Consider the following 11,477-nt stretch of genomic DNA (forward strand, 5'->3'; position numbering starts at 1 on the left):
TATCAGCAAGCAATCGTTGCACATCGGCAACAGAGGCGGATCATGCCGCTGTATTCGCACCGTGCGCGCCCGCCTTCACGTACTATCGTCCTCATGCTTTGCAATGGACGGGCGCCAACTTGAATGAATGCATGAGTACCATTATTTCGCGGCGCTTCCCGACCCTGGCGCGGCGCGCGGCGTGCGCGTTGCTGCTGGCGGGGCTGGCGCTGTGCCAGCCGGCGGCGGCGCTCGACCCCGACAAAGCCTTCCACCATGTCGTGCGCACCAGCTGGTCGATCCAGAGCGGCCTGCCGCAGGTGAGCGTGCAAGCGATCGCCCAGGACCAGCAAGGCTACATCTGGATCGCCACCCAGGCCGGGCTGGCGCGCTTCGACGGCGTGCGGTTTACCAATTATTCGCCTGAAAACCAGCCGGCCATGGCCGGCGTGTGGATCCGCAGCCTGCTGGCCGACAGCGCCGGGCGCGTCTGGATCGGCACCTACAAGGGCTTGACGGTGGTCGAGAACGGCGTGTTCCGCGCCATCGCGCCGGCCGACCCGCTGCAATTCCCGGTACTCGATATCCACGCTATGGTCGAGGACCAGGGCCGGCTGGTGGTGGCCACCAGCAGCGGCGTGTTCGACTACGAGGGCGGCAAGCTGGTGCATCGTCCCGGCAGCCCGGCTCCCGCCACCGCCCTGCTGAAAAGCGCCGACGGCGTGTATATCGGCGGCGCCGGCGGCATTTTCCACAGCCGCGGCAAGGACACCGAACTGATCGCCCTGCCGGCCGGCCTGCGCCGCGGCGTGGTCACCCGGCTGGCCGAGGCGCAAGGGAAAATCTGGGTCGGCACCAGCGTCGGCCTGTATGCGCGCGAAGGCGCGGAACTGATCGCGGCCAGCGATGAAGCGGTGCTGCAAAGTTCGCCGACGACCATGCTGTACCAGGACAGCGACCGCAACCTGTGGGTGGCCAGCAACGCCGGCATGGCGCGCATCCGCGATGGCAAGGCGACCGAAATCATCCCCGAAAAGAATCCGGCCGCGTTCAAGGGCGTGCTGGCGGCCTTCGAAGACCGCGAGCGCAACCTGTGGCTGGGCAGCCAGTGGCAGGGCCTGGTGCGCCTGTGGAACGGCTCGACCCGGCGCCTGGCCGCGGCCGAAGGCTTGACCGAACCGATCGTCTGGTCGGTGGCGCGCGCGCCGGACGGGCGCACCTGGGTCGGCACCAGCGACGGCCTGAGCGTGTACAGCGACGGGCGCTTTCGCCAGGTGCTGAGCGGCAGCGACCTGCCCCATCCGCACGCCTACAACCTGCTGGCCGACGCCGACCGGGTCTGGATCGGCACCCGGCGCGGGCTGGTGTTGTGGAAAGACGGCAAAGTCGAAGCGCCGCCCCTGTTCGCGCCGATGGCGGCGGCGCAGATCAACGGCGTGGTGCGCGACCGCAACGGCGTGATCTGGTTCCCGACCAGCGAAGGCGTGTTCCGCCTGGCCGGCGGCACGCTCACCAAATTCGGCAAGAACGAGGGTTTGCACGACGTGCGCGCGCGCCAGGTGCGCGAACTGAAAGACGGCCGCCTGCTGGTGACCACCCAGGACGGGCTGTACGAACTGCGCGGCGAGCGCATGGAGCAGATCGGCCTCGACAGCGGCCTGCAGCCGGGCATGGACATCACCGCCATCACCGAGCTGCGCGACGGCTCGCTGGTGCTCGGTTCACTGACCGAGGAGCTGTACCTGTTCAACGGGCGCCGCTGGCGCAAGTTCGCCGCCGCCGAAGGCCTGCCGCCGAACGCGCCCTTCTTCCTGACCGAAGACGCGGCCGGCTACCTGTGGTCGGCCGGGCTGCGCGGCATCCTGCGGGTGCCGGTGGCCGACATGCGCCGGGTGCAGAACGGCCAGTCGCGCAGCGTCAACGCCGAGATGATCCTCAACGAACGCGGCGACCGGCGCAGCGGCGAGCAGGGTTACTGCTGCAACGGCGCCGGCACCGCCAAGGGTTTCATCGACCCGGCGGGCACGCTCTGGCTGCCCAGCCGCGACGGCGTGGTCACGCTCGACACCATGGGCCTGACCAAGAACATGACCGCGCCGACCGCCGTGATCGAGCGGGTGCGCGTGCTCGACACCTGGCAAGACATCCGCCAGGGCCAGGCCGGCAGCATGCGCGTGCGCGAGGATGCGCGCGACATGGCTTTCGAATTTACCGCCCTCTCCTTCCAGGACCCGGCCAGCGTGGTGCTGCGCTACCGCCTGCACGGCTACGACAAGGACTGGCGCGAACTGGCGGCCGGGGCGCCGCGTTCGGTCAATTACACCAACCTGCCGGCCGGCGCCTACACCTTCGAGGTCAAGGCCAGCAACAATGCCGACGTCTGGAACAAGCTGCCGGCGCGCTTCGACTTCAGCATCGCCCCGCATTTCTACGAAACGAGCTGGTTCTACGGCCTGCTGCTGGCCCTGTTGGGCGGCACCGTGTACGGCGGCTACCGGCTGCAGCGGCGCGCGCACGAAAAGCAGCGCGCCGCGCTGGAACTGCAAGTGGCCGAGCGCACCGAACAGCTGCACGTGGCCAACCGCGCGCTGGAACTGGCCAGCCAGACCGACCCCTTGACCGGGCTGCACAACCGGCGCTACCTGAGCAATCAGATTCCGGCCGACCTGGCGTTTTACGAGCGCGAGAACAAGCGCACCGGCGCGGGCGACAACACGCTGCTGTTCGCGCTGGTCGACATCGACCACTTCAAGCGCATCAACGACACCTACGGCCACCGCGCGGGCGACCGGGTGCTGCAGCAGGTCTCCGACGTGCTGCGCGCGCAGGTGCGGGTGGGCGACTACATTGTGCGCTGGGGCGGCGAAGAATTCCTGCTGGTGTGCCGGCCCAGCACGCGCCAGTTCGTGCCGGTTCTGGGCGAACGCATCCGGCGCGCGGTGGCCAGCCACGTGTTCGACCTGGGCGACGGCATCACGGTCGCGCTGACCTGCTCGGTGGGGCTGGCCGAAAGCGGCTTGTACCTCGACGACAGCAAGCGCGTGAGCTGGGAACACCTGGTCGAACTGGCCGACGCCGCCCTGTACTGGATCAAGGCGAATGGCCGCAACGGCTGGAGCGCGCTGCGGCCCAAGCCGGGAGCGGACAACGCCGAGCTGATCGAAAAGCTGCACCTGGGCGCGCAGGCGATGATCGATACCGGGCGCGCCACCCTGATCAGTTCAAGCGACCAGCTCACCCCCGCGCATGCGGCACTGGCGGAGTCGAACGACCCCGCCTGAGCCTCGCCGGCGCTCAGAACTTCAGGATCTCGCCGTCGGCCGGAATGCGCACCCGGTCGCCGATGCCGTGTTGCTTGACATGATCCCGGAGGTCCTTGCGGCTCAGGGTCATGTGGTTGATCGCATCCATGTGCACCGCAATAATCGTCGCGTTCGGCATCGCCTGGTAAGCGTGCAGCACATCGTCCTTGCCCATGATGATCGATCCGGCAAAGCCGGCCATGCGGGCGTCGCCGGCGTTGACGATGATGACTTCGGGATTGAATTTTGCCAGGGCCTGGTCGACTTCCGCACGCCATACGGTGTCGCCGACGATGTATATCGTTTTCGCACCGGGCGCCTGGAACACGATGCCCATCGCCTCGGCAAGCGCCTCGGCCACCGGCGGCTTGGCGTACATCTCTGCGGTGCCGTGCTGGCCGCCGGTCTTGGTCAGGCGCACGCCTTCGAAGTCGGTGTTCTCGCCAAGGATGCGGACGTTGGTGTAGCCTTGTCCACGAATGAGCTTGGCGTCGGCTTCGTGCTGCACGAACAAGGGCATCGCCTTCGGGATGAACTGGTGCGCGCCGCCGTCCCAATGGTCGAGGTGCGTATGGCTGACGATCACGGCGTCGACACCCTTCATGATCTCTTTCACCGGCATCGGCAAGTCGACCATCGGGTTGCGCAGCTCGCTGTTGAAGGTTCCCCGAAAGCCGGGATAGGTGCCCTTCTTCGCCAGGAACGGATCGACCAGGAAGGTCTTGCCGGCATAGCTGATCCTGGCGGTCGCGTTACGGATTTGCTGCACCTGCACCGTTGGCGTGGCCGCCGCCGGCGCGCCAGGGGTGGCGGCATGGACGGAGACGCCCGCCGTGCCAAAGGTCAGGGTCAAGGCGATGACTAGCGCTTTTACTCGTTGCATGTTGCTGCTCCATTGAGGTTGTGTTCGGTAGCAGTATTGTGGGCGCATCGCTTTACCGATAAAATTGACCCGCAAGCCATTTATCGACACTATCGGGCCAGATACCTCTCTTCTACTCATCATGACAACAAAAACGCCTGTCGTCGCCCTGATCGTCTATCCCAACTTCAGCCCGTTCCACTTCGCCGTGCCGTATCTGATCTTCAACGCCGCGCTGTCCGAAGGACCGCTGTTCGACCTGAAGATCGTGTCCGCCGGCGCCCGGCCCCTGGTCGCCGAACGCGCGCTGACCATGCATCCCGATGGCGGGCTCGAACTCGTCGATGGAGCCGACATCGTGGTGGTGCCGGGCTGGGACGACTTGAACGCGCCGCCCGAGCCGGAGCTGGCGGCGGCTTTGAGGCGCGCCCATGCCAGGGGCGCCCACGTCGTCGGGCTGTGCTATGGAGCGTACGCGCTCGCCTATGCCGGCCTGCTCGACGGCAAAAGCGCCTCGACGCACTGGATGGGCGAAAAGGATTTCAGCGCACGTTTTCCGCGCGTGCGGCTCGATATGAATGCCCTGTATGTCGAAGAGGACAAACTGATCACGTCAGCAGGCACTGGAGCCGGGCTCGACTGCTGCCTGTACATCGTGCGCGCCTATTACGGGTCCAAAATCGCCAATAAAGTCGCGCGCACCATGGTCATACCACCGCACCGCGAGGGTGGGCAGGCGCAGTTCATCGAGCAACCGATGGCCGTCTCGACCCAGGATGCCCAGGTCAACCGCCTGCTCGACTATTTGCGCGAACACCTGGGCGCCTCGCACAGCATCGACGAGCTGGCGGCGCGCACCTCCATGAGCCGGCGTACCTTCACCCGTCACTTCATCAAGGCGACCGGCATGACCCTGGTCGACTGGCTGGTGAACGAGCGCTTGCAGCGCGCGCGCGATCTGCTGGAGACGACCTCGCTGCCAGTCGAAAAAATCTCGGATCTTGCGGGGTTCCAGACGCCGATCTCGTTCCGCCAGCACTTCAAGAAACGGTTTCAAGTCAGTCCCAGGGACTGGCGCCGGACCTTTGGCGAGAAAATGGCGACGGCGCTGGAGTGAGCGCGGTCGAACGATCAATATCCGCCGGCGCTGTCGCTGGCAACCGCCAGCCACGCCGAGGCGAGCAGGTCGAACTGCGGATCGGCCGCCGCTGCCGCCAGTTCGACGATGGCTGTACGCGCCTCGCCAATGGACCAGCCGCGCGCGTTGAGGGTCAGCCAGGCCAGGCCGAACGCACCCTGCGCGATGTAGCCACGGCACAGCGCCAGCCGTGGCCGCGGCCGCGTGTGAGCCAAGGCGGACACTCTGGGTCCGCAAGCCAGCCTGACAGCGCATCGATATCGAGTTCGAACTGGCTGGTGCGCGCAAACGCGTCCACGGGCGGCGGCTGCGTGGACAGCGGAAAGCTGCCGCCATACGCGGACGGGTCGCCACAACACGCCAGCGGCACATCGGCCGCGAACTGGTCGAGCCGGACCAGGCCTGCCGCATCGTCGCCGCTGTCGAGCGATACGCTGTCGAGCTGGCCTAGGTTGTCGATGCCGACCGCCCTGGCGAATGCCTCGACCTGCGGCGTGACCGCGTCGCCATCGACGATGGCGCTGATTGCCGCGAGCGCAAACAGCTGGGCGGGCGTGCGGGCAACCTCCCGCGTGGTCCAGGGGCACTCCACGTAGGCCTTCACGAACGTCGGCTCACGCTCGATAAACCAGTGCTTCCAGCAGCCGTAATAGACCGGGCCTGACGGCTCGCTCCAGAGCGGAATCAGGGCCGGCGGGAAGCCATACCAGTATGCCGGCGCCTCGGCGAGGCCGATGGGCAGCGCAATCTCGCCTGCGGCGCAGCGGCGCAGCGCGTCGGGCCATGCCAGCAGCTCGTAGACGCGTGCATATTGATTCAAAATGAACTCGTCTTACCAAGTGAACGCGTGCAGCGTGTCGCTGCCGCCGAACAACTCCGCCGTATCGCCCGTTTCCGCATCAAAAATGGCGTACTTCGTCAACCCGTTCCCGTACACGAGGTACCGCTCATCGAGCCAGCCACTGATGGCCAGCGTGTGACCTTCGCACTGACTATAACGCCCCACCGCAACCGCCTTGATCACGCCTTCCTTGTTCGCAACGACAAGCTGGTAAGGCCGGCTTTCCTGGCGCTTGTCAAAATAGGCGTGCCACTTCCGGTCCGACGACCACGCCGAGTCGAGCGCCACATGCGATTGTGGCAAGAGTTCCTCGGCGGCAGGAATGGCTTGCGTGCCACGCTTGAAGTCGTGGCGATATGCCCGCGCATCGTATTGGCCCGATAGTTTTTCAATTTTCCCGCTGACGGGATCAAAGCCAAAATAGCGCGATTCATCGCTGGTTGACATAGCGCGCACCATGATCAACAGCGTCTTGCCATCCTGTGACCAGTCGGTCGACGCCCATGCATCCTCGATGGGTATTTTTGTGGGCAATTTAATGGATAACCAGCGCGCAGCTGCGGTGTCAAACACAAATATGCCGGCAAGGCTAACGCTGTCCCAACGACTGTCGTAGTTCGCGCTGATGGCGAGATACCGGCTATCCGGAGAAAAGACGGGGATCCCGCCGCCCCATGCCGGATGCTCATACACAAGTCGTTCCGAATTGCTGCGCCGGTCGTAGAGCCAGTACTGCTTCTTGTCACTGCCTTTCAGCATGCCGCTATAACTGATCCATCGGCCGTCGGCCGACGCACGCATGGTGGGCGTCGAGTCGAACCCGTGATCGGACAGGATTGCCGGCATGATCAAATAGGCAAAGTGATTCGACACAGGCTAAACGCGCACGACGCCATCGATCACCGTGACCGACTGGCCGCCGATCCACGGTTCGCCATCGGTCCAGGTGACCGCGATGCGGCCATCGCATTGCAGGCAGGTGCCCTGGCGCGCGCTGTAGGCGCGGCTGCTCTCGCCGCCATCGGGAAAGCCCTGCGCCTGCAGCACGCGCGCGATGCAGGCATTGGCGCTGCCGGTGACCGGGTCCTCGACCAGCGCTCCGTGTTTGGTAAACAGCGCCCTGACCTCGTAATCGGCCGGACCATCTGCGTCATGCGGACCGTAGACCGCCACACCCGTCACGCCGAGCCGCGTCAGTTCCTGCAGCGCGGCGCCATCGATACGCGCATCGAGGCACGCTTGCGCGCTTGCCAAACGCACCACCAACCACGCGATGCCCATGGTGGCGATCAGCGGCGTGCAGTGCGCGTCAAGCGCGGTGCCTGGCAACATCCGCGCCAGCAATGGCTGGTGCTGGTGCGCCAGCGGCACCAGGCTGGCCGCCGGTGCGCGAAACGCCAGTGTGCCGCCGGCGCCGATCCCGATCGGCACCAGCCCCACGCCGCACTCCTGCACCAGGGTGCCTGCGCGGCGTGGCACCAGGCCCGCCTCCAGCAAGGCGTGCGCCGTGCCCAGGGTGGGATGGCCGGCGAAGGGAAACTCGGTATCGGGAGAGAAAATGCGGACGCGGTAATCGGCCTGCGCATCGCGCGGCGTGAGCACAAAGGTGGTTTCGGACAGGTTGGTCCAGCGCGCCATGGCCTGCATGTCGGCGTCGGACAGGCCGTCGGCATCGAGCACGACGGCCAGTGGGTTGCCCTTGAAGGCGACGCCGGTGAACACGTCCACCTGCCTGAAGCGGCGCGCCGCGCCCGGGGCGAGGGTCACATCAGTCTTCCTGCGCGGTTTCGGCCGGCCAGTCGCGGATGTAGGCCTTGAGCATGCGGTTTTCGAAGCTTTGCGCTTCCAGCACCGCGCGCGCCACGTCGTAGAACGAAATCACGCCGAGCAGGGTCTTGGCGTTCATGACCGGCAGGTAGCGCGCGTGCTTTTCGAGCATCATGCGGCGCACTTCGTTCACTTCGGTGTCCGGCGTGACGGTGATCGGATGGTCGTCCATGTGCTTGCGCACCGTGCCCGCGCCGACCGCGCCGTTATTCTTGTGCAGCACCTTGATGACTTCGCGGAAGGTCAGCATGCCGACCAGGTCGCCGAACTCCATGACCACCAGCGATCCGATGTCCTTTTCGGCCATGGTGTTGACGGCATCGACGAGCAGCATCTCGGGCGTTGCGGTATAGAGGATGTTGCCCTTCACTTGAAGGATTTCTGAGACTTTCATGGTGGCCGCCTGATGTGGTGAGGTTATAAGGGATGTCGTTTATAAGCCTTAGCTCCGACTGTAGCGTAAGCTTGGCAAAAAATCCAGCATTGCGATTGATCATGGCACTGGCGAGCGTGCCCGATTGGCATTTGCACCATTTTAGCGAGCAAACCACGCTTTTGTGCAACGCATGCGTGCTACGATTCGGCCCATCCTTTTTCCATGAGATGAGCCCACCATGAGCGGACCTCAATATCCCGGCTTCGACACCCTGTCGCTGCATGCCGGCGCTGCGCCCGACCCGGCCACCGGCGCGCGCGCCACCCCCGTCTATTTCACTTCCTCGTTCGCGTTCAAGGACTCGGACCACGCGGCGTCGCTGTTCAACATGGAGCGCGCCGGCCATGTGTACTCGCGCATCTCGAACCCGACCAACGCCGTGCTGGAAGAGCGCATCGCCGCGCTCGAAGGCGGCGTGGCCGGCATTGCCACCGCCAGCGGCCAGGCCGCGATGCACCTCGGCCTGGTGACCATCGCCGGCGCCGGTTCGCACATCGTCGCCTCGCGCGCGCTGTACGGCGGCTCGCAGAACCTGCTGGCCTACACGCTCAAGCGCTTCGGCATCGAGACCACGTTCGTGGACCCGCGCGACCCTGATGCCTGGCGCGCCGCGATCCGCCCCAACACCAAGGTACTGTTCGCCGAAACGCTGGGCAATCCGGGGCTCGACGTGCTCGATATCGCCACCGTCTCGGCCATCGCCCACGACCATCATCTGCCGCTGATGATGGATTCGACCTTCACCACGCCGTATTTGCTGCGCCCGTTCGATCACGGCGCCGATCTGGTGTTCCACTCGGCCACCAAGTTCCTGTGCGGGCACGGCACCGCCATCGGCGGCTTGCTGGTCGACGGCGGCAGCTTCGACTGGCAAGCCGCCTACGACAAGACCGGGCGCTTTGCCGAATTGTGCGAGCCGTACGAAGGCTTCCACGGCATGGTGTTCGCCGAGGAATCGACCGTGGCGCCGTTTTCGCTGCGCGCGCGGCGCGAAGGCCTGCGCGATTTTGGCGCCGTGATGAGCCCCCACAACGCGTTCGCGGTCCTGCAGGGGATCGAAACGCTCAGCCTGCGCATGGACCGCCATGTGGCCAACACGCGCAAGGTGGTCGAATTCCTGCTGTCGAATCCCGCGGTGGAAGCGGTGTCGTATCCGGAACTGGAGTCGCATCCCGATTACGCGCTGGCCAAGCGCCTGCTGCTCAGGGGCTGCGGCGCGGTGTTCTCGTTCAGCCTCAAAGGCGACCGCGCGGCGGGGCGGCGCTTCGTCGACGCGCTCAAGATCTTCTCGCACCTGGCCAACGTGGGCGACGCCAAGTCGCTGGTGATCCATCCGGCGTCCACCACCCACTTCCGCGTGCCGACCGAACAACTGGCGGCGTCCGGCATCAAGGAAGGCACGATGCGCCTGTCGATCGGACTGGAAAACGTGGACGACCTGATCGAAGACCTGGCGCGCGGCCTGAAACTGTCGCAGAAGGGAGCCTGAGATGATGTATCACCTGCCCGGCTTCGACGCCTACTGCTACACCGGCGGCAAAGCCTTTGACGCAAACCAGCCGACCATCGTCTTCATCCACGGCGCCCAGAACGACCATTCGGTGTGGGCTTTGCAGTCGCGCTATTTTGCGCACCATGGCTTCAACGTGCTGGCGGTCGACCTGCCCGGCCACGGGCGCAGCAAGGGCGCGGCCCTGCACAGCGTCGAAGAGATGGCGGCCTGGCTGCTGGCGCTGATGGGCGCCGCCGGGGTCGAACGCGCCATCCTGGCGGGCCACAGCATGGGCTCCCTGATCGCGCTCGAAGCGGCGTTCCAGGCCCCGCGCCGGGTCACCCATCTGGCGCTGCTGGGCACCACCTATCCGATGAAGGTGTCCGACGCGCTGCTCGATACGGCCAAGAACAACGAGCAGGCCGCGATCGACATGGTCAACATCTTCTCGCATTCGTCGATCGCGCAAAAACCATCGTGCCCCGGGCCGGGGTTTTACACGATGGGCGGCGCGCGCAAGCTGATGCAGCGCATGTCGGCCCTCAATCCGGACCAGTTGTTCTACACCGATTTTTACGCCTGCAATGCCTACGCCAACGGCCAGGTCGCGGCGCAAGCGGTGACCTGCCCGACCCTGTTCATTTTCGGCAGCAAGGACATGATGACCCCGCCGCGCTCGACCAAGGTGCTGACGTCGGCAATCAAGCATGGCAAGATCGTCCAGGTCGATGCCGGGCACCAGCTGATGGCCGAGCAGCCGGATGCCGTGCTGGACGCGCTGTTCGGCTTCGCCAGCGCGCCCGTGCCCGCGTAGAGGCCCCCAGGAGAGCCGCATGCCGACCCGTCACGCCAGTTTTGCCGAGTTTTATCCTTACTACCTGAGCCAGCATGCGAATCTGCTGTGCCGGCGCGCGCATTTCATCGGCAGCACGTCGGCGCTCGGGGCGCTCGCGCAGTATGTGGTGAGCATGAATGGGTGGTGGGTCCTGGCGGCGCTGGTGTCCGGCTACGGCGGTGCCTGGATCGGGCATTTTTTCTATGAAAAGAACCGGCCGGCCTCGTTTGCGCGGCCGCTGTATTCGTTCATGGGCGATTGGGTGATGTATTGGCAGATGCTGACGGGGAAGTTGAGCTGGTAGGCATCGGGCCGCTGGAGTATGCGCCGCTAGCTTAAAGTCTGACAGCTAGCGAAACGGAATACTGTATCCGCCGCGGGTTCCATGCTCTGCATAGTTGTCTACTGCCTCCATGAATGACGGCGTCCCTCGTATGATTCTGCCTATGATTGAGTGCTCGAAGCAGGCTGATAGACTGTAAGCATCCAGCCCACCCATCTATGAATTCCTGAACGTTGCGGCCACACTCCTTTCTTCAATTTCGAGGAGAAATATGGTGGCAAATGTGGAGCAAATTAACGAGTGGCAAGAGCGCGTGGCACGGTGGCAGGCAAGCGGCCTGTCCCAGCGCGCATTTGCTATTGAGAACGGTGTCTCTCAGCGCCAGGTCAGCTACTGGGCGCGGCGGCTGGGCGAAGCGCAGTTGTCACCAGCATTTGTGCCTGTGCGTGTGACGCCTACTGGCGCTTCCAGCGGTATTGTTC

At 65.0% G+C, this 11,477-nt stretch carries 12 protein-coding genes; 6 read left to right on the top strand and 6 right to left on the bottom strand.

The features are described from left to right. The first annotated feature begins 131 nt into the window (after positions 1-131). Complete coding sequence (locus F2P45_RS11705; protein WP_166874538.1) at positions 132-3,260, top strand: ligand-binding sensor domain-containing diguanylate cyclase; 3,129 nt, start codon at positions 132-134, stop codon at positions 3,258-3,260. Positions 3,261-3,273: 13 nt separating this feature from the next. On the opposite strand, the gene F2P45_RS11710 is transcribed toward F2P45_RS11705, so the two are convergent. Continuing rightward, positions 3,274-4,164 carry an MBL fold metallo-hydrolase gene (locus tag F2P45_RS11710; RefSeq protein WP_166874540.1) on the bottom strand — a complete coding sequence of 297 codons (891 nt, stop codon included), beginning with the start codon at positions 4,162-4,164 and terminating at the stop codon, positions 3,274-3,276. A 121-nt stretch (positions 4,165-4,285) separates the two neighbouring features. Between F2P45_RS11710 and F2P45_RS11715 the strand changes: the two genes are divergently transcribed. Continuing rightward, positions 4,286-5,260, top strand: coding sequence for a GlxA family transcriptional regulator (locus F2P45_RS11715; RefSeq protein ID WP_166874542.1), 975 nt, complete (start codon positions 4,286-4,288; stop codon positions 5,258-5,260). A gap of 14 nt (positions 5,261-5,274) precedes the next feature. Here F2P45_RS11715 and F2P45_RS11720 read toward each other — a convergent pair whose 3' ends face one another. The 5 genes from F2P45_RS11720 to F2P45_RS11740 are packed head-to-tail and all read right to left on the bottom strand — an operon-like array spanning position 5,275 to position 8,343. Beyond that, on the bottom strand, positions 5,275-5,496 hold the full coding sequence (locus F2P45_RS11720; protein ID WP_166874545.1) for a hypothetical protein: 222 nt from the start codon (positions 5,494-5,496) through the stop codon (positions 5,275-5,277). After that, entirely contained in the window at positions 5,415-6,101 is a 687-nt protein-coding gene (locus F2P45_RS11725; protein WP_166874548.1) for a hypothetical protein, read from the bottom strand. Before F2P45_RS11725 ends, F2P45_RS11720 begins: the two co-directional genes overlap by 82 nt. Before the next feature lie 12 nt (positions 6,102-6,113). Beyond that, the gene (locus F2P45_RS11730) at positions 6,114-6,995 is read right to left on the bottom strand and encodes a TolB family protein (protein ID WP_166874551.1); all 882 of its coding nucleotides are present in this window, start codon (positions 6,993-6,995) and stop codon (positions 6,114-6,116) included. A gap of 3 nt (positions 6,996-6,998) precedes the next feature. Then, positions 6,999-7,889: a PhzF family phenazine biosynthesis protein gene (locus tag F2P45_RS11735; RefSeq protein ID WP_166874554.1), complete on the bottom strand. Its 891-nt coding sequence runs from the start codon at positions 7,887-7,889 to the stop codon at positions 6,999-7,001. Between the two features lies 1 nt (position 7,890). Continuing rightward, positions 7,891-8,343 carry a CBS domain-containing protein gene (locus F2P45_RS11740; RefSeq protein WP_166874557.1) on the bottom strand — a complete coding sequence of 151 codons (453 nt, stop codon included), beginning with the start codon at positions 8,341-8,343 and terminating at the stop codon, positions 7,891-7,893. A gap of 220 nt (positions 8,344-8,563) precedes the next feature. Here F2P45_RS11740 and F2P45_RS11745 point away from each other — a divergent pair, with 220 nt between their 5' ends. From F2P45_RS11745 to tnpA, 4 genes are all read left to right on the top strand, one after another. Then, the gene (locus F2P45_RS11745) at positions 8,564-9,874 is read left to right on the top strand and encodes an O-acetylhomoserine aminocarboxypropyltransferase (protein WP_166874559.1); all 1,311 of its coding nucleotides are present in this window, start codon (positions 8,564-8,566) and stop codon (positions 9,872-9,874) included. A gap of 1 nt (position 9,875) precedes the next feature. Then, positions 9,876-10,691, top strand: coding sequence for an alpha/beta fold hydrolase (locus F2P45_RS11750; protein WP_166874562.1), 816 nt, complete (start codon positions 9,876-9,878; stop codon positions 10,689-10,691). A 19-nt stretch (positions 10,692-10,710) separates the two neighbouring features. After that, the gene (locus F2P45_RS11755; RefSeq protein WP_166874565.1) at positions 10,711-11,016 is read left to right on the top strand and encodes an Mpo1-like protein; all 306 of its coding nucleotides are present in this window, start codon (positions 10,711-10,713) and stop codon (positions 11,014-11,016) included. Positions 11,017-11,266: 250 nt separating this feature from the next. Further along, positions 11,267-11,477: IS66 family insertion sequence element accessory protein TnpA (gene tnpA / locus F2P45_RS35650; RefSeq protein WP_441295245.1), on the top strand; the 211-nt coding region annotated here is incomplete at its 3' end.

Source organism: Massilia mucilaginosa, assembly GCF_011682145.1.
Lineage (GTDB): Bacteria > Pseudomonadota > Gammaproteobacteria > Burkholderiales > Burkholderiaceae_D > Telluria_A > Telluria_A mucilaginosa.

What these genes read in the sequence shown, in the direction of transcription:
- F2P45_RS11745 (WP_166874559.1), top strand. Translation starts at nt 8,564, where the DNA reads ATGAGCGGACCTCAATATCCCGGCTTCGACACCCTGTCGCTGCATGCC.
- F2P45_RS11710 (WP_166874540.1), bottom strand. Translation starts at nt 4,164, where the DNA reads ATGCAACGAGTAAAAGCGCTAGTCATCGCCTTGACCCTGACCTTTGGC.
- F2P45_RS11755 (WP_166874565.1), top strand. Translation starts at nt 10,711, where the DNA reads ATGCCGACCCGTCACGCCAGTTTTGCCGAGTTTTATCCTTACTACCTG.
- F2P45_RS11705 (WP_166874538.1), top strand. Translation starts at nt 132, where the DNA reads ATGAGTACCATTATTTCGCGGCGCTTCCCGACCCTGGCGCGGCGCGCG.
- F2P45_RS11750 (WP_166874562.1), top strand. Translation starts at nt 9,876, where the DNA reads ATGATGTATCACCTGCCCGGCTTCGACGCCTACTGCTACACCGGCGGC.
- F2P45_RS11740 (WP_166874557.1), bottom strand. Translation starts at nt 8,343, where the DNA reads ATGAAAGTCTCAGAAATCCTTCAAGTGAAGGGCAACATCCTCTATACC.
- F2P45_RS11715 (WP_166874542.1), top strand. Translation starts at nt 4,286, where the DNA reads ATGACAACAAAAACGCCTGTCGTCGCCCTGATCGTCTATCCCAACTTC.